Below are 20,820 nucleotides of genomic sequence, written 5' to 3'. Positions count from 1 at the left end.
CCCTCTGGTATTTATTTATATATATATATGTATTTCTAAAGCAGCAACACTCGTGATGAGAATATGGACAGAGTCAGTGAAAACCAGTGCACCCTTGTCCGAATCGATGGGAGTCGGACAGAATAGCTGATCCCAAGGGAAATTGTGTCTGAACTAGAGGTTCATCTGTCAAGGAATTATAGTGAAATCTGTACAATTATTAACAACCTTGGCGAAAATAGCATAAATTTATTAAGATATATGATAACTGACGTCTTACATTTATCTTTTTGTGGTAAAATAGGACAAAATGTGGATTTTTCGGAAAGCGCCCGTATGCAAATAACTCGCTTAGGGGTGGATAATATAGAAGTAGGTGGACGTAGTGAAGCTTTTAGTAAAAGCACCGGCCAAAATCAATTTAGCATTAGATGTTTTACATAAACGTCCGGATGGATATCATGAAGTAGAAATGATAATGACAACCATCGATTTGGCGGATCGGGTGGAACTCACCTTATTAAATCAAGATAAAATACATATTCAATCTCATAATCGTTATGTACCTGATGACCAGCGTAACTTAGCTTATCAAGCTGCACAGCTTTTAAAGGACCGCTTTCAGGTAAAAAAGGGTGTTGTCATAACGATTGAAAAAACGATTCCAGTTGCTGCAGGACTCGCAGGAGGAAGCAGTGATGCTGCTGCCACCTTAAGAGGCTTAAATAAGCTTTGGGATCTTGGTTTAACCTTAGATCAATTAGCTGAGCTGGGCTCAGAAATTGGATCGGATGTTTCTTTTTGTGTATATGGTGGGACGGCTCTAGCAAAGGGTAGAGGGGAAATGATTACCGAGCTTCCTGCACCACCGACTTGCTGGGTTATTCTAGCGAAACCGTTTATTGGCGTTTCAACAGCTGAAGTATACCGAAGACTAGATGTTAATGGAATGAAGCACCCTGATATTCCAGGAATGATTGAGGCCATTAACCAGCATGATTATCAAAAGGTATGCAGTAATATGGGGAACGTCTTAGAAGAGGTTACGTTAAACCTCCACCCTGAGGTTGCCCAGATAAAGGATCAAATGAAGCGCTTCGGAGCAGATGCAGTCCTCATGAGCGGAAGCGGTCCAACAGTATTTGGTATTGTCCAGCATGATTCCCGTATGCACCGAATCTATAATGGATTAAGAGGATTCTGTGATCAGGTCTTTGCTGTCCGTTTGTTGGGTGAGCGACACACGCTTGATTAGAGACGTACAATAATATATTCTTTAAGTAGAATATACGGGTTTTGGGGGTTCTTTATGAAATTTCGACGCAGTGAACGTTTGATTGATATGACAAATTATTTACTCGACCATCCTCGTCAGCTTGTTCCACTCACTTTTTTCGCAGAACGTTATGCGTCAGCAAAGTCTTCCATAAGTGAGGACCTAGCGATTGTGAAGGAAACCTTTGAGCAAAGAGGAATAGGGACATTGCAAACCGTTCCTGGTGCTTCGGGCGGTGTAAAATTCTTTGTCAAAGTCAGTAAAGAAGAGGCGGAGCCTTTTGTCAATGAATTATGTACCTTAATTGCAAATCCCGAAAGACTTCTGCCTGGAGGGTATTTATATTTAACCGATATTTTAGGCGACCCTCAGGTTGTGCAAAAGGCCGGACGGATTATAGCATCTGCCTATGCAGATGCAAAAATTGACGTGGTCATGACAGTAGCAACCAAAGGAATTCCCCTTGCTTACGCTGTTGCCAGTCAATTAAATGTCCCTGTTGTTATCGTTAGAAGGGATAGTAAGGTAACGGAAGGGCCAACAGTTAGCATCAATTATGTCTCTGGTTCAGCCAAAAGAATACAAACTATGGTTCTTTCTAAGAGAAGCATGAAGCAGAATTCCCGTGTACTTATTGTCGACGATTTTATGAAGGCTGGCGGTACCGTAATGGGCATGATTAGTATGCTAGAGGAATTTAATGCTCATTTAGCTGGAATTGCGGTGTTAGTAGAGGCTGAAAAAATGCAAGAGCGCTTAGTAGATGAGTATATCTCACTCGTGCAGCTCTCAGATGTCGATGTAAAAGGGAAAAAGATAAAAGTAGAAGCAGGAAATTATTTTTCGATATGGAGGAGTTAAAATGAGAACAGTCCAAACTAAGCAAGCACCAGCGGCAATCGGTCCTTATTCGCAAGGTATAATCGTAAATAATCTGTTTTATAGCTCTGGCCAAATCCCGTTGACTGCTGAAGGGGATTTAGTAACCGGTGATGTGAAAGAACAGACACACCAGGTGTTTAAAAATTTACAGGCTGTCCTAACAGAAGCAGGTGCCTCCTTTGAAACGGTAGTAAAAGCTACAGTATTTATTAAAAGTATGGATGATTTTGCGGCTATTAATCAAGTATATGGTGAGTATTTCAGCACGCATAAACCTGCACGTTCTTGTGTAGAAGTGGCTCGTCTTCCTAAAGATGTATCAGTAGAAATCGAAGTAATTGCGCTCGTAAAATAATCGAGCGTTTTTTTTTTGACTGTGTTAAAGAACATTTTTGATATCCTGTTGATTGGAGCGGAAATCAGCAGGCAAGTTTAACAGAGCCTAAAAGATAAGAAAGTATATAATTCAGCTCCACCAAAATCTTGATAATTGTGGTGTTTTTCTGGAAGAGTGGGTGTAGTTTAGTAATTGGCGAGTAAAATGGGGTTATTGACGAGTAAAGTGTGAGTTTGACGAGTAAAATAGAAAAATAGACGAGTAAATCATATTTTTGACGAGTAAATCATCGAAAATGACGAGAAAGAAAGAAAATCATATAAAAAAGGAAATTATTAAGGTACTTCAAGAGGTGATCAACACATAAATTTATAGGAGGATACTTGAGCCAGGCTAAACGCCTGGCTTTTTGTATAAAAATTAGGTTATCGAGATTCGAGAAGGTTTCTAATGTTCGTGGAAAGTGATTTTTTTGATAAACCGAAAGTTAATTTTTATACCCTGTAAATTGGAGCGGAAATCGACAGATAAATTTTAACAGAGCCTTTTTATGGGTTAAAAATAGGATATAAGTAGCCATTTTTTACAAATGTTCACTATTTTGCCCTAAATTTTCAAAATTTTTTTTTATTTAAAGAAGGAAAATGAAAATAATTGTTGAATTTATTAAACTAGCTTTTTATACAAAGAAAAGGGTGTGAGCACATGGAAGTAACTGACGTAAGATTACGCCGGGTTAACACGGATGGAAGAATGAGAGCGATTGCATCGATCACATTGGACAATGAATTTGTTGTTCATGACATCCGCGTTATCGACGGAAACAACGGTTTATTTGTAGCTATGCCAAGTAAACGTACTCCAGATGGAGAATTTCGTGACATTGCGCATCCAATCAATTCAGGAACACGCGGTAAAATCCAAGAAGCTGTTTTGGCTGAGTACCACCGTTTAGGTGAAATGGAAGTAGAATTTGAAGAAGCCGGAGCTTCCTAAGGATTTTAACAACTAGGGCCTTTCTTCTGAGTAAGGCTCTTTTTTATTGCCTATTAATGTCTATTTATAATCCCCTACCAAAATTTCTCCTCCTTAAACAAAAAACTTAATATTATGAAATTAGACACATACCGTTCATTCCTTGAAAACAGAGCCAATTTACGTTAATATTTTTAATGGATAAAAAGGTAAATTGGAGGACTGTCCATGTCTAATCGTTATGCTGTGATTTTAGCCGCAGGGCAAGGTACGCGGATGAAATCAAAGCTTTATAAAGTTTTACACCCAGTATGCGGCAAACCAATGGTACAACATGTCGTTGACCAGATCATGAAACTAAATGTTCAAGAAATGGTCACAATTATTGGCCATGGAGCAGAAATGGTGCAATCACAGTTAGGTGACAGCAGTCTTTACTCCTTACAGGAGCAACAGCTTGGTACTGCACATGCAGTGATGCAGGCAAGCAGTATGCTTGAGGGTAAAGAGGGTGTAACCATCGTCGTTTGCGGTGATACGCCACTAATAACAGCCGAAACGATGGAGTCAATTTTCAAACAACATGAAGAATTATCTGCAAAAGCTACAATCCTCACAGCAAAAATAGACAACCCAACTGGATACGGTCGAATCATACGAAATGAAGAAGGCTTAGTTGAAAAAATTGTTGAGCATAAAGATGCTACAGAAGCGGAACGTGAAATAAATGAAATTAACACAGGCACATACTGTTTTGACAATCGAGCATTGTTCGAAGCATTAAGAAGTGTGTCCAATGACAATGTTCAAGGGGAATATTACTTACCAGATGTGATTGAAATTCTTAAAAAGCAAGGGGAGGTAGTGACTGCCTTCCAAACGAATGAATTTGAAGAAACATTAGGTGTAAATGATCGTGTAGCTCTAGCCGAAGCAGAGAGAATTATGCGCAATCGGACAAATATTGTTCATATGCGTAATGGTGTTACGATTATTGATCCTGCTAACACATACATTGAGACAGAAGTTGAAATTGGACAGGATACTGTCATCTATCCAGGAACCATTATTAAAGGCAACACAATCATCGGTTCTGAATGTCATATTGGTCCAAATTCAGAAATTGATTCTTGTCAGATTGGAAATGAGACAGTTATTCGCCAATCAGTAGCACATAAAAGCTCAATTGGTTCACACGTTAATATTGGTCCGTTTGCACATATTAGACCGGATTCAAATATTGAAGATGAAGTGAAAATCGGAAACTTCGTGGAGATCAAAAAGGCCGTTTTCGGAAAAGGAAGCAAAGCTTCTCATTTAAGCTATATTGGTGATGCGGAAGTGGGCAGTGATGTAAACCTTGGCTGTGGTTCCATTACTGTCAATTATGATGGTAAAAATAAATATTTAACAAAAATTGAAGATGGAGTCTTCATCGGCTGTAACTCAAATCTAGTTGCCCCTGTCACAATTGGCAAGGGTGCATACGTGGCTGCCGGTTCAACCATTACAAAGGATGTACCAGGTGAAGCCTTATCTATTGCCCGTGCACAACAAGTGAATAAAGAAAATTATGTCCAAAAGCTTAATGTAAGGAAATAAGCAATGATAATTGGAGGGCCATCATGTCAAATCAATATTTAGATCCGAACTTAAAGGTATTTAGCTTAAATTCTAATGTTCCACTTGCGAGAGAAATAGCAAAAGTTATCGGAGTTGAATTAGGGAAGAGCTCTGTAACTAGATTCAGTGACGGTGAAATTCAAATAAATATTGAAGAAAGTATTCGTGGCTGTGATGTGTATGTCATTCAGTCAACTAGTTCACCTGTGAATGAAAATATCATGGAATTATTAATCATGATCGATGCCCTCAAGAGAGCGTCTGCTAAAACGATTAATATTGTAATGCCGTACTATGGTTATGCCCGTCAAGATCGTAAAGCACGTGCACGTGAACCAATTACAGCAAAACTATTTGCAAACCTTGTTGAGACTGCTGGTGCAACTCGTGTAATCTGCCTGGATTTACACGCACCTCAAATTCAAGGATTCTTTGATATTCCGATTGATCACTTAATGGGTGTACCTATTTTATCAGAATACTTTAAGACAAAAGATCTAAGTGGTGACATCGTTATTGTTTCTCCAGACCATGGCGGTGTAACTAGAGCAAGAAAAATGGCTGAACGCTTAAAAGCTCCAATAGCGATCATTGATAAACGCCGTCCAAGACCAAACGTCGCAGAAGTCATGAATATTGTCGGTAACATAGAAGGAAAAGTTGCCATTTTGATAGATGATATTATTGATACAGCAGGAACAATTACACTTGCTGCTAATGCGTTAGTTGAGAATGGTGCAGCAGAGGTTTTTGCTTGCTGTACACATCCTGTGTTGTCAGGACCGGCAATTGAAAGAATTGAAAACTCAAAAATAAAAGAATTAGTTGTGACTAACTCTATAGCTCTTCCAGAAGAGAAGAAGAGCAGTAAAATTATTAACCTATCGGTTGCGCCATTAATTGGTGAAGCCATTATTCGTGTCCACGAAGAGCAGTCTGTAAGCACATTGTTTGATTAATAGTCCCTTAACAGGACCTGGCATAGCAGTCAGGTTCTGCTCCGCTTTAATACAGCCAGAATTCCGACCTTGTAAGAATGCAAAAAAATGTTTAGACCTTCCGATTTTAGGGCATTTTTATATAGACAGATATGAATAGGAAGGGGACTAAACGTATGAGTACTGTATTACAAGCAAAAGAACGGAAGGAACTCCGTCATTCTGCATTAAAGCAAATTAGAGAGAATGGAAACATCCCTGCTGTTATATATGGGGCAAAGGTTGACAGTAAGCCAGTAATGATAAGTTCAGCTGATTTAACAAAAACCATCCGCTCTGTAGGTAGAAATGGCGTCATTTCTCTTGATGTGGACGGAAATAAACAGGATGTTGTCCTAACCGATGTCCAAAGCGATTTTATCAAAAAAGAAATTATTCATGTTGATTTCTTAGCCGTCGATAAATCATCTAAAATTCATGTTGATGTGAAACTTGTTCTTGTTGGTGAGGCAGCAGGAGTAAAAGATGGTGGTGTCTTGCAGCAGCCGGTTCACCAGTTATCTATTACTTCTACTCCTGATAATATTCCACAGCAAATAGAAGTTGATATTACGAACTTGCAAGTAGGAGAAACCGTATTGGTCGGTGATATTCCTTCGGCTGGTGGATTTACAATCAACCATGAGGACGATGAAGTAGTCGCTTCCATCCTACCTCCAAGACAGGAAGAGGAAATTAACTCAGGTGAACAGCAAGAAGAAGGACATCCAGATAAAGAAGAGGGACGAGAAACTACTCCAGAATAAATCAGCTTTTAATTTAAGAGGAAAAGACGTAACCAACCTGTGGTTACGTCTTTTGCCGCATAAATAAATGACAATGGGAGAAAACCATGTTTCGAAAACTATTTAAAAGGTTGGCTGAACCGGAAGAGGTGGGTAAGATGAAATGTATCGTTGGTTTAGGTAACCCAGGAAAACAGTATGATCAAACGAGACATAATATTGGTTTTGAGGTAATTGATGAACTATCGCATCAATTTTCCATCCCGCTCACACAGTCTAAATTTAAAGGGCTGTACGGAATGGGTGTATATAAAGGGGAAAAAGTATTATTACTAAAACCACTTACATATATGAATTTATCAGGTGAATCCATTCGAGCTGTTATGGATTATTACCAAATAGATTTGGAAGATTTATTAGTTATTTATGATGATCTTGATCTTCCAGTCGGAAAAGTAAGGCTCCGTCAAAAAGGAAGCCCTGGTGGACATAATGGAATTAAATCAACAGTAGCCCATCTTGGTACACAGCAATTTAATCGAATCAGAATAGGTATTGACCGTCCTACTCCAGGAATGAGCGTGCCAGATTATGTTTTAGGACACTTTCGGAGTGAGGAGAGACCATTAACCCAAGAGGCCGTTAAAAAGAGTGTAGCTGCATGTGAAACTTGGTTGGAGAAACCATTTTTACAAGTAATGAATGAATATAATCAATAATTGTTCATGTAACAAGCCCTATTTTCATATGATTGAAAAAGACAAAAATGGAAGCAAATCTCTTGTCCGTTCATCTAATTGAATAAGTTCCTCCCAACAGGTACATACTACTAAGGAATCATAGATTAGGGAGGGACAGGCGTGGCCATTCATTATCATTGTCGTCATTGTGGTACAAAGCTTGGTTCCATTGAAAAAGCATCGATACACAGCGAAACCCTTGGTCTTCATAAACTGACAGAACAGGAAAGACAGGAAATGGTTGCGTATGACTCATCCGGCGATATTCACATCTCAGCTATTTGTGAAGACTGTCAGGAAGCTTTAGAACGGAATCCAGATTACCACCAATACGATTTCCTTATTCATTAGCTTTGGAATCATATCCAAAGCGTTTTTCTATTTTTAATTTTCTACTATTGGGCTCTGTTAACTTGCCTGTTGATTTCCGCTCCAGACGCGAGCGGTTCGTGGGTGTTTCGGCGAGCCTCCTCGGCGCTAGCGCCTGCGGGGTCTCCCCTGAACCATACTCCCACAGGAGTCTTCGCGTCTTCCGTTCCAATCAACAGGGTATAAAAATCAACACTGTTCTTTAACATAGCCAGCTATTAAAATGTTAATTATATTTAAATTCGAATATAAAGAACCCAATTTGGGTCATTTGTATATATGTTAGAAGGGAGGAGAAACCTTGGATGGTTTAAAGTCACTGTTCCTTAAACAAGAAGATGTCCACTCGGTGATTGCCGGTGTGGAAGAAGGATTAAGGGAACAACTGGTCGCAGGCTTGTCAGGTTCCTCAAGAACAGTAGTAACCGCTTCAATTTACGAACAAATGCAGAGGCCAATTATGCTTGTAACCCATAATCTATTACAAGCACAAAAACTCTATGATGATATTGTTAATCTACTAAGTGACAAGGAAGTATTTCTTTTTCCAGCCAATGAATTAATTGCCGCAGAGCTAAGTATTGCGAGTCCGGAATTGAAGGCTCAAAGAATAGAGGCATTAAACCATTGGAGCAAAAATAATAAAGGGATTTTAATTGTCCCGATAGCCGGTCTGAAAAAAGTCGTTCCTCCTAAGTCACAGTGGAAACAATATCAGCTCTCGCTAAAATTAGGGGAAGACATCGATATAGATTATCTTTTAAATACCTTTGTCCAAATGGGCTACATTCGTGCTGAAATGGTCACAACACCAGGCGAATTTAGTGTAAGGGGCGGAATCATCGATATCTATCCTCTTACAGAAGCCAACCCGCTGCGAATTGAATTATTCGATACGGAAATTGATTCCATTCGTTATTTTTCTCTTGAAGATCAGCGTTCAAAGGAAAAAGTAAAAAAGGTTATGATTGGACCTGCCACTGAAATTCTGTTAGAAGATGAGAATTATAGCCGGATGGTCAATCAATTAGAGACTGGGTTAGCAAAAAGTCTTAGGACATTAAAAGATGATAAGGCAAAAATTCAGCTTTCGCAAAATATTAGCTATGAATTAGAACTATTAAAAAATAGACAAAAGCCAGACCAGGTGTATAAGTACCTATCCTTAGCCTACGAAAAGCCTGCTAGTTTACTAGACTATCTTCCAACCAATGGTCTTGTGTTTATTGATGAAATAAGCCGAGTCCAAGAGATGAATGATTCATTGGTAAAAGAGGAAGCGGAATGGTATACCGGGTTGCTTGCAGAAGGTCAGATTATCCATGACCTCCACATTTCTCATGACTTGCAGGCCATGCTGCAAAAGAAGGAATTTCCTGTCGTTTATATGTCCTTATTTTTACGGCATGTGGCTAATACCAGCCCGCAAAATATTATTAATGTTTCATGTAAACAAATGCAAAACTTCCACGGGCAAATGCATTTATTGAAGGCAGAAATTGATCGATGGAAGAAGGGCAATTATTCTATTCTTTTTTTAGGACCAGATGAAGAACGGGTAAAAAAATTAGAGCGTGTCCTAGAGGATTATGAAATTGAGGGCAGCATTGTTAAGGGAAACCAGCAGCTTTTGCCAGGAAAAGTGCAAATTATGAAAGGAAACCTCCATTCAGGGTTTGAGCTTTCCATTCAAAAAATTGCCGTCATCACGGAAGAAGAGTTATTCAATAAACGGGTGAAGAAGTCGGTCAGCCGCCAAAAACTATCGAATGCGGAACGAATTAAAAGTTACTCAGAGCTTAAAATTGGCGATTATGTGGTCCACGTCAATCACGGGATTGGAAAATACTTAGGCATTGAAACACTGGTAATCAACGGAATCCATAAAGATTACCTCCACATTCGATACCAGGGGACAGATAAACTGTATGTGCCTGTAGAACAAATTGATCTTGTCCAAAAATACGTAGGGTCAGAAGGCAAAGAGCCTAAGGTCTATAAACTGGGCGGAACCGATTGGAAAAAGGTGAAGAAGAAGGTTGAATCATCCGTCCAAGATATTGCCGATGATTTAATCAAGCTATATGCAGAACGCGAGGCAGCAGTCGGCTATGCTTTTTCACCGGATGGAGATATGCAGAGGGAATTTGAGACTTCTTTTGCCTATCAGGAAACGGATGATCAGCTTCGTTCCATCCATGAGATTAAAAAGGATATGGAACGAGCGCGTCCGATGGATCGCTTGCTTTGCGGAGATGTTGGATATGGAAAAACAGAAGTGGCTATTCGTGCAGCCTTTAAGGCAATAGCGGATGGAAAGCAGGTCGCGTTTCTTGTGCCAACAACGATTTTGGCGCAGCAGCATCATGAAACCCTACGAGAGAGGTTTCAAGACTATCCAATCAATATCGGACTGTTAAGTCGATTCCGCTCCAAAAAACAACAAACAGAAACGCTTAAAGGCTTAAAAGCTGGAACAGTTGATATTGTAGTGGGTACCCACCGGTTGCTCTCAAAGGATATTGTCTATCGTGATTTAGGACTATTAATTATTGATGAAGAACAACGATTCGGAGTGACACATAAGGAAAAGATTAAAAAGTTAAAAACTAATGTAGATGTATTAACCTTAACAGCCACTCCAATCCCAAGAACACTTCATATGTCAATGCTTGGGGTTCGGGACCTATCGGTTATTGAAACGCCGCCTGAAAATCGTTTCCCGGTGCAAACGTATGTAATGGAATACAATGGTTCATTAGTACGTGAGGCAATCGAGCGGGAGCTTGCGAGGGACGGACAAGTATTCTTTTTATATAACAGAGTAGAAGATATCGAACGTAAAGCAGAAGAAATATCGATGCTTGTCCCGGATGCACGTGTCACCTATGCTCATGGACAAATGACAGAAAATGAGTTGGAGTCTGTGATGCTCAGCTTTCTCGCGGGCGAATTTGATGTGCTTGTCAGTACAACCATCATCGAAACCGGGGTAGATATTCCGAATGTAAATACGTTAATTGTCTTTGACGCCGATCGAATGGGGCTTTCTCAGCTTTATCAGCTTCGAGGGCGAGTAGGAAGATCAAACCGTGTCGCTTATGCCTATTTCACTTACCGAAAAGATAAGGTTTTAACGGAAGTAGCTGAAAAACGATTACAGGCCATTAAAGAATTTACCGAATTAGGGTCGGGTTTTAAGATTGCTATGAGAGATTTGTCCATTCGGGGAGCGGGTAATCTATTAGGTTCCCAACAGCATGGCTTTATTGATTCGGTTGGTTTTGACCTCTATTCACAAATGCTAAAAGAAGCGATTGAAGAACGCAAGGGAGATCTGGGGGCAGAAGTGAAAAAATCAATTGAAATTGACCTCGAGATTGATGCGTATATTCCGGATACTTATATTAAGGACGGACACCAGAAGATCGAGATGTATAAACGGTTTAGGGGAGCCGATTCGCTTGAAGAGATTGAAGAACTACAAGCAGAAATCCTTGACCGCTTTGGCGAGTATCCAGAAGAAGTAGCTTTCCTTTTCCAAGTTGCCGAAATAAAGGTTTATGCACTTTCAAATGGTGTGGAACAAATTAAACAAGCGAAACAAGAGGTAACGATCCTTATAAATGAGCAAGTTACCCAAAGTATTGATGGAAGCAAAATTTTCCATATCGGCAGTCAGTTTGGCCGAAATGTGACCCCTGGCATGGAGGGACCTAGGTTAAAAATAATGATAAAAACAAAAGAGTATCAGACACAGCAATGGCTTCATATCGTTGGTGAAATGGTAAAAGGAATCTCAAAGGCTAAAAGAGCACAAGAAAATCCTGTGAACTAATTTCCTGTATATGTGAAAATGTGAAAATTATATGTCTAATGTGTATAGAACTTTCCAGATGAAAGATACTAAGTTCAAAGTTGGTGATGATTTCAATAAAAGGAAGATTATCATTACCAAGTTGAATAATCATCAGATGAAAGTGAGGCAACATTGGATGAAAGCAACTGGAATAGTTCGTCGAATCGATGATTTGGGTCGTGTTGTTATTCCCAAAGAAATACGTAGAACTTTGCGTATCCGTGAAGGGGACCCGTTAGAGATTTTTGTGGATCGTGACGGGGAAGTCATTTTAAAAAAATATTCACCAATCAGCGAGTTAAGCGATTTTGCCAAAGAATATGCAGAAGCCCTATTTGATAGCCTCGGTAATCCCATTTTAATTTGTGATAGAGATACGTATATTGCTGTCGCAGGCGGGTCTAAAAAAGAGTATTTAAATAAGAATATAAGTGATTTAGTAGAAAAGACGATGGAAGAGCGGAATTCAGTTCTACATACGCAGCAGGGTGACATTGCACTCTCTGATGGAAATGATGAAGCCGTCGCTTCCTATACCATTGGACCAATTATTGCTAATGGAGATCCAATTGGAGCCGTCATTATCTTCTCTAGAGAAGGTACCCTTGGCGAAGTAGAACAAAAAGCAGTTGAAACAGCTGCAGGGTTCTTAGCTCGACAGATGGAGTCATAAAATTCTTTCATAATAAAAAAGGCAGCCACCCGCTGTCTTTTTTATTTAAACTAATATTAGGCCTTCATATGCTATAATACTTTGGAGTTTATTATTAGTGGGTGAAGCAATGTATTCAACGAAGTCTGCCAATCAATCAAAGGCATTGTTTAGAGGAGCGTTCATTCTAACCATTGCAGCACTAGTGGTGAAAATCCTCAGTGCTTTTTACCGTATTCCTTTTCAAAACATTGTCGGAGATATTGGCTTTTACATATATCAACAAGTCTATCCAATCTACGGGATAGCTATCGTCCTATCTACAACAGGCTTCCCAGTTGTCATATCTAAGCTATACGCAGAGCAGAGAGAAAAAGGGAACGTTGATAAGTCTCGACTTCTTCTTTTTACTTCATTTATATATTTACAACTATTCGGTTTTATTTGTTTCCTGATTCTTTATTTCGGGGCAGATATTATAGCTCTTTGGATGAACGATCCGCATTTAGCCATATTATTGAGGGTCGTTTCTATTGTTTATCTAACCTTCCCTTTTGTCTCAATACTAAGAGGATACTATCAAGGAATTGGTGATATGGTTCCGACTGCTCTGTCGCAAGTGGGAGAGCAAACCATTCGGGTGTTGACGATTCTTTTGCTGTCCTATCTGTTTATGCAGAAGGGATATTCGCCTTACCTTGTTGGCGGTGGGGCGATGTTTGGATCTATTACGGGAAGCATGGTTTCTAGCATCATTTTGTTTATGTTTCTATGGATTCGTAAAGAATGGAAATGGATTGCTCCATCAAGAGGAATGTTTCGAACCTTCGCTGTAGAAATAAAGGGAATTTTCAAAGCACTCACTTTTCAAGGCTTAATGATTTGTTTAAGCGGCATGCTGCTGATCTTCATTCAATTAGCGGACTCATTGAACTTATACTCATTATTAACGATAAATGGAATGGAAAAAGATATGGCCAAAAGCTTGAAGGGTGTATTTGACCGTGGTCAGCCACTCATTCAATTAGGAACAGTTGCAGCGACCTCGTTGTCCTTAACCCTTGTTCCGCTTATTACCCGTGAGAGATTGTCAGAGAAACAAAGCAATTTAACGGATAAAGTCCAACTGGCGTTAAAGGTCAGTATTGTTATTGGCCTCGGTGCCTCAGCGGGACTATGGGCCATTATAAGACCAACAAACATCATGCTGTTTGAGAATGACCTTGGTTCCGCCGAATTAGGTATATTAGGATTTGTTATTCTTTTTACATCGATTATATTAACCATTATTGCCATCATGCAGGGGCTAGGCAGTCTGGTGTTCCCGGCATTAGCCGTAACCGTCTCGTTTCCCATTAAATATGGCTTAAACATGTTGCTGGTTCCCTGGTGTGGCACCAAAGGAGCGGCCATTTCTACCATTATTACCTTGGCTTTTGTTACAGTAGTACTTTTATTAAAACTAAAGAAAATGTTCTCAGCTCGCCTTGCCTCATTTCGCTCTTTAGCGACTGTCCTATGGGCAACAACAGCTATGGTTGTATTTTTAAAAGGATACATATGGGGTACTGATATATTTATGGATGATTTTCACCTAGAGAGAATAGGAGCAGCCATGCAGTCCCTAAGTGCAGTCTTTTTTGGAGGGATTATCTTTTTGGCCATCATCCTTAGAGGTGGGGTATTCCTTGAACAAGAACTGACATTATTTCCATTGGGTAGCAGGTTAATACATTTTTTAGCGCGAAGGGATAGAGATAAACATGGCGAAAAGAATTGAAGTACTTGGATTGGGAGCAGGAGATTTAGAACAGCTTCCGATGGGAGTATATAAAAAATTATTGGGTTCAAGTCATTTGTTTTTAAGGACCAAAGAGCATCCCGTTGTGCAGGAGTTAGAAAAAGAAGGAATGACATATTCCTCCTTTGATTCGGTCTATGAAAAACACGATCAGTTTGAAGCGGTATATGAGGAGATTGTGCAGACGTTATTGCAACAAGCGGAACATGAGACCGTTTTCTATGCTGTGCCCGGGCATCCGCTTGTTGCCGAACGCACGGTTCAGCTTCTTTTACAATATGGACCGGAGAACCAGGTTGAAATAAGCATTGGCGGAGGTCAGAGTTTTATTGATGCCTTGTTTGCTTCCTTAAAAATCGATCCAGTTGAAGGATTTCAATTGCTTGATGGAAATGCATTACATGTGGGTCAACTGCAATTAGAGCAGCACATTTTTATCAGCCAGGTGTACGACCAATTTATTGCTTCCAATGTAAAATTAACTTTAATGGAAAAACTGCCGGATGATTACACGGTGTTTATTGTTACAGCAGCAGGCAGTAAACAGGAGGTTATTGAAAAAGTACCACTCTATGAGCTTGACCGAAATGTATCTATCAATAACCTCACTTCCGTCTATGTACCACCTGTCGTGGAAGAAGAGATTCTCTATAAAAATTTCTCTAAGCTAAGAGGAATTATTGCTATTTTAAGAGGACCAGATGGCTGCCCTTGGGATAAGAAACAAACACATGAATCATTAAAAAGATATTTAATTGAAGAAACCTATGAAGTCATTGAGGCGATTGATAGTGGTGACATTGATCATTTAATTGAAGAACTAGGCGATGTCTTGCTGCAGGTAATGCTTCATGCCCAGATTGGTGAGGATGATGGATATTTCTCAGTTGATGACGTGATTGAGGGGCTATCAGCCAAAATGATTCGCCGCCATCCTCATGTGTTCGGGAACGCGAAAGCTGAAAATGCAGAGGAAGTAGTGCAAAATTGGCAGGCAATTAAGGAGCAGGAAAAGGGAAAATCCCCATCTTCCTTATTAGAGGGAGTGTCAAAGTCCCAGCCGAATTTATTAAGAGCCTATGAATTACAAAAGAAAGCGGCAAAAGTAGGGTTTGATTGGCAGGAAATTACACCTGCTTTAGAGAAAGTGAAAGAAGAGCTAGATGAATTTATCCAGGAATTAGATGGAACGGATGAAGGATTACAACGGGCAAAAAAAGAATTTGGAGATCTATTGTTTGCCTTTGTTAACGTAGCTCGATTTTTAAACATACACCCGGAAGAAGCACTTTTTGAAACGAACGAAAAGTTTATTCGCCGTTTTCAATACGTTGAAGAGAGAGTGAAGGAGAGCGGCAGAGCTTTTGAGGAGCACACGCTTGAACAGCTCGACAAGTATTGGGACGATGCAAAAGAAAAAGGATTATAACTGAGGAGGATTCACATATGCGTTTAGATAAATTTTTAAAAGTATCTCGATTAATTAAGAGAAGGACTTTAGCAAAAGAAGTATCCGATCAAGGGAGAATTGAGATTAATGGGAAGGAAGCAAAAGCAAGCTCAACTGTAAAAGTTGGTGACGAATTAACGATTCGTCTTGGACAGCGTGTAGTTACCGCCCGAATCGATCGAATCCAAGATACAACGCGGAAAGAAGACGCAGCGGAGATGTATACGATTATAAAAGAAGAGAGACTTGGTTCTACGGAGAGCTTCTAATTCAAATGTTCTAATTCATTCATTTGTCACATAGAAATGTACAAAGGGTTGTACAAATGATTGTGAGGGATGAATGATGAGTCAATATTATGAAAGCAATCCATCGAAGAGTAGTGTTCCTGATCATGATGTCGTTATGAGAGGGAGAAAACTCCTTGATATTACGGGCGTTAAACAAGTAGAAAGCTTTGATAATGAGGAATTCCTGTTAGAAACATCGATGGGTTTTTTAGCTATTAAAGGGCAAAACCTGCAAATGAAGAATCTTGATGTCGAGAAGGGCATTGTTTCAATTAAAGGGAAAATTTTTGATTTAGTCTACCTGGACGAACAGCATGGGGAGAAGGCTAAAGGGTTCTTTAGCAAGTTGTTTCGATGACTCTTTCTACGCAATTTTTAACCATGCTTTCGATGATTGGAATGGGGTCTGTGTTTGGCGCCATGTTTGATACGTATCAGCGGTTTTTGAATCGGCCGAAAAGGAAGCAATGGATTGTCTTTATAAATGATTTACTATTTTGGATTATCCAGGCATTGCTCATTTTTTATACGTTATTTATGGTGAATGATGGAGAATTGCGTTTTTATATCTTTATCGCACTTCTATGTGGATTTGCCGCCTATCAAAGCTTGTTTAAAGGGATCTATTTAAAGTTACTGGAGATAATTATTCAGACGGTTATTGCAACCATTAACTTTTTGAAAAAAACCTTCAGACTACTCATCTATAAACCTGTCCTTGGTCTGATTCAGCTAGTTATTGCCATTATTATTGCATTTGGCAGGGGCATTTTCACCCTTGTCAAATTTATTTTTAAAGTTGTATTATTTATTCTTAAAATCATTATCTTTCCTGTGCAAAAAATTCTATTACTTTTTTGGAAACTTTTTCCGAAAGGTATTAAAAAAAGCGTCGAGAAGTTATATAATAAAACGGCAGGAAATTTTAAGGAAATCAAGAATTATATTAATACATTCATAAATAAGTGGAAGAAAAGAAAAGAGTAAGGAGGGACGGGAAATGGGAGCGGAACCGAAACGAAATGTATCAAGAATCCAGTCAACCTATGTGCAACAGCAAGAATATGCAGAAATCGCCTCAGCGAGGAAAAGAAAACTGTTGATCAGACGACTATCAATTTTTATCGTTCTTGCCAGTTTACTATCATACTTCATGATTTCCAGTACTATTTCCCAATCTGCTAAACTCGAAGCGAAAATAGCACAAAAGAAGCAGCTAGATCATCAGCTTGCGGATTTGAAAAAAAAGCAGGACATCCTTAAAGAGGATATCGTCAAATTAAATGACGATGATTACATTGCGAAATTAGCCAGAAAAGAATATTTTTTCTCAGAAAAAAATGAAATAATTTTTAATATTCCTGAAGATAAGAAAGAAAATTAGCCAATCTGGTGACTTATTGACACTGATTTTTTCCTTTTTGTATAATATAGAGTAAGATTGATTTTTTATATTTTTAAGGAGGAACATTCTTTTTATGTCAATTGAAGTAGGCAGCAAGTTACAAGGAAAGGTAACAGGGATTACAAAGTTCGGTGCATTTGTGGAGCTGCCAGAAGGCTCAACAGGACTTGTACACATCAGTGAGGTTGCTGACAATTATGTGAAAGATATTAACGATCATCTAAAAGTAGGCGACCAAGTTGAGGTAAAAGTTCTTAATGTTGAGAAAGACGGAAAAATTGGCCTATCTATAAAAAAAGCAAAAGATAGACCAGAGCCGCAACAAAGATCCCAATCACAACGTCCTCGTCAGGGTAGAGCAAATGATCGGAATAATGCTAGACCTGAGAATTTTGAAACGAAAATGGCGAAGTTCTTAAAAGAGAGTGAGGATCGTTTAACTTCCTTAAAACGGCACACGGAATCCAAGCGTGGAGGAAGAGGAGCTAAACGGGGCTAACTTAGCTGCTTATTTATATAATCGATCAGGTAAATATCGCCGATAATGATAAATCAAAGACAAGTCAAACGACTTGTCTTTTTTGTTATATTAAGAAATTAACAAATGATACTAGTATGGATAATTGGAATAGTTATCTGAATCTAGCTCCAGCGCCTAGCCCCTCGGGTCAAATAACCTTCGGCGAGAAAAGTCAAAAGGCGGACTTTTCCCACCGAAGAACATTTGCCTGTCGGGGCTGAACGAGGCGCTTCCGCTTTTTGTCTTTCTGATATATTTTGAATAAAAATAGTGAAAACCGTCGAACGATTATTTTCATTCGGTCACTATTTTGACAAACTTCTAACCCTATTAATTTTATAATTATCTGAACGATGAAAGAATAGGGAGTGTGATTTATGGAAAAGACAAATGCAAGTTTCATAGAACCAATCAGAGAAGTCAACCTTCATTCGTCAAAATGGGATGTAGGGAGGGGACTGAAGAAAGTTCAATTCATGCTCGAGTCCTTTTTTATAAAAAAGGGTTTCCTCTTACTAATCGTCGGCTTTTTACTTGGCCGAGCTTTAATATTGGCGAAGTTAACCCCATTCTGTCTTCCCTTCTTTGCTTCTGTGTACTTAATTAAAAGGGATCGGGCACCGCTTGCCCTTATCGGACTGACTGTAGGGGCAGCTACTATCTCGTTAGGGAATGCCGCTTTTACCTTTATAGTCACCATTCTCTTTCTCGCTGTTTTTCGAATCAGCAGAAAATGGCTGACAAACGAAATGAAAGCCATGCCCTTCTTTGTCGGGATTATTTTAGGGTTAGGAAAACTAGCAGAAGCATTCATCTTAACTAAACAACTAACTGTGTATGACTTAATGATGGTAGGTGTACAAGCTAGTCTTTCATTTATTTTGACACTCATTTTTTTACAAAGCATTCCTCTATTAACCTTAAATAAACGTAGACAATTATTAAAAACAGAAGAAATTGTGTGCTTAATCATTATGCTAGCTTCCATTATGACAGGAACAATTGGCTGGAAGGTGTATGATTTGTCGATTGAGCATATTATGTCGAGATATTTGGTATTAGTGTTTTCCTTTATTGCAGGGGCCACGGTTGGCTCGACGGTTGGTGTCGTAACAGGCTTGATTTTTAGCCTTGCAAGTGTATCAAGCTTCTATCATATGAGCTTGCTTGCATTTTCAGGTGTGTTGGGCGGCCTGTTAAAAGAAGGAAAAAAAATAGGTGTATCCGCAGGGCTAATGATTGCCACTCTTTTAATTAGTATGTATGGGGAGGGAGGAGGGTCCATCCTTTTAACGGTACTAGAATCGACGGCGGCTATTTTCTTATTCTTCATAACACCCCAAGTTTTCACTTCTAGATTAGCCAAGTATATTCCTGGTACGCCAGAATATACAGCTGAACAGCAAAAATATATGAGGAAAATGCGGGATGTAACGGCACAAAGGGTTTCGCAATTTTCCAGTGTATTTCATGCCTTATCAAAGAGCTTTTCCCAAATGGAAGTTCAGCCTGATGATAATGAAAATGACAGAGAAATGGATTACTTTATGAGCAATGTAACAGAAAGAACCTGTCAAACTTGTTTTAAAAAGGAACAATGCTGGGCGAAGAATTTTAATACAACCTATGCTTACATGGAAGAAATTATTCATGAGATGGATCAGAATGATGGGAATGTCTCTCCAAGATTATCAAGAGAGTGGGACAAGCATTGCACACGTTCGAAAAAAGTATTCGAAACAATTGGTCAGGAATTAACTTTCTTTCAAGCTAATCAAAGATTAAAGAAACAAGTCCAGGAAAGTCGTAAGCTGGTTGCCGACCAATTGTTAGGTGTGTCTGAAGTAATGGAGAACTTTGCAAAAGAAATCCAAAGGGAAAGGGAAAATCATCATAAGCAGGAAGAGTTAATTATGGAAGCACTCCAGGACTTCGGTATCCACATCGAACAAGTAGAAATTTATAGCCTTGAACAAGGGAATGTAGATATTGAGATGTCTGTCCCATTTTGTAATGGGCATGGTGAGTGCGAAAAGTTAATTGCACCAATGTTATCCGATATTCTGGGGGAAACAATTGTAGTGAATAAGGAGGAATGTGCATCTTATCCGAGTGGATTCTGTCACGTAACGTTTCGTTCATCAAAAGCCTATACGGTTGAAACAGGAGTGGCACATGCTGCTAAGGATGGTGGATTGGTATCGGGGGACAGCTATTCAACGATTGAACTAGGGTTAGGTAAGTATGCAATTGCCATCAGTGATGGGATGGGAAATGGCGAAAGAGCTCATTATGAAAGTAAAGAAACACTGCTGTTACTACAAAAAATTCTCCAATCTGGCATTGAAGAAAAGGTAGCAATTAAATCGGTCAATTCGATCCTTTCCCTTCGAACAACAGATGAAATATTTTCAACCTTGGATTTAGCGATGATTGACCTTAAAGATGCCTCGGCGAAGTTCTTGAAGATTGGATCTACACCAAGCTTTATTAAGAGGGGAAATAAGATTATAAAAATTCAGGCAAGCAATTTGCCAATGGGAATTCTTCAAGAGTTTGATGTGGATGTGGTCAGTGAGCAGCTTAAGGCCGGAGACTTACTAATTATGATGAGTGACGGAGTGTTTGAAGGGCCGAAGCATGTAGAGAATTATGATTTATGGATGAAAAGAAAAGTACAAGAATTACAGACTGATGACCCGCAAGAAGTTGCTGACTTAATCATGGAGGAGGTTATTCGATCAAGGTCAGGGCTAATCGAAGACGATATGACAGTTACGGTTGCAAAAATAAAACATAACACACCAAAATGGGCATCAATCCCAGTCTACAAAAAAAATGCATAGGAAATGTCTAAGTAATATGCTGTGTTAAAGGTGATGGTTGATTGTTTACACCCTGTTGATTGGAGCGGAAGGCACGAAGACTCCTGTGGGAGT

General features: G+C 39.2%; 19 protein-coding genes. All 19 read left to right on the top strand.

Features of this window, described 5'->3' with window-relative positions:
* The first annotated feature begins 364 nt into the window (after positions 1 to 364).
* The 19 genes from ispE to spoIIE all read left to right on the top strand — a co-directional run bounded on the left by ispE (position 365) and on the right by spoIIE (position 20,727).
* Positions 365 to 1,234, top strand: coding sequence for a 4-(cytidine 5'-diphospho)-2-C-methyl-D-erythritol kinase (ispE, locus tag RCG25_RS25930; protein WP_308081624.1), 870 nt, complete (start codon positions 365 to 367; stop codon positions 1,232 to 1,234).
* Positions 1,235 to 1,288: 54 nt separating this feature from the next.
* The gene (gene purR, locus RCG25_RS25925) at positions 1,289 to 2,116 is read left to right on the top strand and encodes a pur operon repressor (RefSeq protein WP_308081623.1); all 828 of its coding nucleotides are present in this window, start codon (positions 1,289 to 1,291) and stop codon (positions 2,114 to 2,116) included.
* 1 nt (position 2,117) lies between these two features.
* Positions 2,118 to 2,492, top strand: coding sequence for a RidA family protein (locus RCG25_RS25920; protein WP_308081622.1), 375 nt, complete (start codon positions 2,118 to 2,120; stop codon positions 2,490 to 2,492).
* A 687-nt stretch (positions 2,493 to 3,179) separates the two neighbouring features.
* The gene (spoVG, locus tag RCG25_RS25915) at positions 3,180 to 3,470 is read left to right on the top strand and encodes a septation regulator SpoVG (protein ID WP_007084183.1); all 291 of its coding nucleotides are present in this window, start codon (positions 3,180 to 3,182) and stop codon (positions 3,468 to 3,470) included.
* A 207-nt stretch (positions 3,471 to 3,677) separates the two neighbouring features.
* Positions 3,678 to 5,051: a bifunctional UDP-N-acetylglucosamine diphosphorylase/glucosamine-1-phosphate N-acetyltransferase GlmU gene (glmU, locus tag RCG25_RS25910; protein WP_308081621.1), complete on the top strand. Its 1,374-nt coding sequence runs from the start codon at positions 3,678 to 3,680 to the stop codon at positions 5,049 to 5,051.
* Between the two features lie 23 nt (positions 5,052 to 5,074).
* Positions 5,075 to 6,031, top strand: coding sequence for a ribose-phosphate diphosphokinase (locus RCG25_RS25905; RefSeq protein ID WP_308081620.1), 957 nt, complete (start codon positions 5,075 to 5,077; stop codon positions 6,029 to 6,031).
* Between the two features lie 155 nt (positions 6,032 to 6,186).
* The gene (locus RCG25_RS25900; protein WP_308081619.1) at positions 6,187 to 6,816 is read left to right on the top strand and encodes a 50S ribosomal protein L25/general stress protein Ctc; all 630 of its coding nucleotides are present in this window, start codon (positions 6,187 to 6,189) and stop codon (positions 6,814 to 6,816) included.
* A gap of 137 nt (positions 6,817 to 6,953) precedes the next feature.
* Positions 6,954 to 7,514: an aminoacyl-tRNA hydrolase gene (gene pth / locus RCG25_RS25895; protein ID WP_308084280.1), complete on the top strand. Its 561-nt coding sequence runs from the start codon at positions 6,954 to 6,956 to the stop codon at positions 7,512 to 7,514.
* A gap of 141 nt (positions 7,515 to 7,655) precedes the next feature.
* Positions 7,656 to 7,886: an anti-sigma-F factor Fin gene (locus RCG25_RS25890; RefSeq protein ID WP_308081618.1), complete on the top strand. Its 231-nt coding sequence runs from the start codon at positions 7,656 to 7,658 to the stop codon at positions 7,884 to 7,886.
* 319 nt (positions 7,887 to 8,205) lie between these two features.
* Positions 8,206 to 11,742, top strand: coding sequence for a transcription-repair coupling factor (gene mfd, locus RCG25_RS25885; protein WP_308081617.1), 3,537 nt, complete (start codon positions 8,206 to 8,208; stop codon positions 11,740 to 11,742).
* Positions 11,743 to 11,899: 157 nt separating this feature from the next.
* Positions 11,900 to 12,436 carry a stage V sporulation protein T gene (spoVT, locus tag RCG25_RS25880; protein ID WP_308084279.1) on the top strand — a complete coding sequence of 179 codons (537 nt, stop codon included), beginning with the start codon at positions 11,900 to 11,902 and terminating at the stop codon, positions 12,434 to 12,436.
* A gap of 97 nt (positions 12,437 to 12,533) precedes the next feature.
* Entirely contained in the window at positions 12,534 to 14,195 is a 1,662-nt protein-coding gene (locus RCG25_RS25875) for a putative polysaccharide biosynthesis protein (RefSeq protein WP_308081616.1), read from the top strand.
* Positions 14,179 to 15,645, top strand: a complete 1,467-nt coding sequence (gene mazG / locus RCG25_RS25870) for a bifunctional methyltransferase/pyrophosphohydrolase YabN (protein WP_308081615.1) — start codon at positions 14,179 to 14,181, stop codon at positions 15,643 to 15,645. The genes RCG25_RS25875 and mazG overlap by 17 nt, the downstream gene beginning before the upstream one ends.
* Before the next feature lie 17 nt (positions 15,646 to 15,662).
* On the top strand, positions 15,663 to 15,935 hold the full coding sequence (locus tag RCG25_RS25865) for an RNA-binding S4 domain-containing protein (RefSeq protein ID WP_308081614.1): 273 nt from the start codon (positions 15,663 to 15,665) through the stop codon (positions 15,933 to 15,935).
* A gap of 76 nt (positions 15,936 to 16,011) precedes the next feature.
* Positions 16,012 to 16,314 (top strand): sporulation protein YabP, encoded by a 303-nt coding sequence (gene yabP / locus RCG25_RS25860; RefSeq protein ID WP_308084278.1) that lies wholly within the window; start codon positions 16,012 to 16,014, stop codon positions 16,312 to 16,314.
* Positions 16,311 to 16,943, top strand: a complete 633-nt coding sequence (yabQ, locus tag RCG25_RS25855) for a spore cortex biosynthesis protein YabQ (protein ID WP_308081613.1) — start codon at positions 16,311 to 16,313, stop codon at positions 16,941 to 16,943. The genes yabP and yabQ overlap by 4 nt, the downstream gene beginning before the upstream one ends.
* A gap of 13 nt (positions 16,944 to 16,956) precedes the next feature.
* Complete coding sequence (locus tag RCG25_RS25850) at positions 16,957 to 17,340, top strand: FtsB family cell division protein (protein ID WP_308081612.1); 384 nt, start codon at positions 16,957 to 16,959, stop codon at positions 17,338 to 17,340.
* A gap of 94 nt (positions 17,341 to 17,434) precedes the next feature.
* Positions 17,435 to 17,860: a S1 domain-containing RNA-binding protein gene (locus tag RCG25_RS25845; RefSeq protein ID WP_308081611.1), complete on the top strand. Its 426-nt coding sequence runs from the start codon at positions 17,435 to 17,437 to the stop codon at positions 17,858 to 17,860.
* Between the two features lie 398 nt (positions 17,861 to 18,258).
* On the top strand, positions 18,259 to 20,727 hold the full coding sequence (gene spoIIE, locus RCG25_RS25840) for a stage II sporulation protein E (protein WP_308081610.1): 2,469 nt from the start codon (positions 18,259 to 18,261) through the stop codon (positions 20,725 to 20,727).
* Positions 20,728 to 20,820 lie beyond the last annotated feature (93 nt).

The organism is Neobacillus sp. PS2-9 (assembly GCF_030915525.1).
GTDB lineage: Bacteria > Bacillota > Bacilli > Bacillales > Cytobacillaceae > Neobacillus.
Note: the sequence above shows the minus strand (reverse complement) of the source record. Positions and strands in the feature narration are given on the sequence as shown.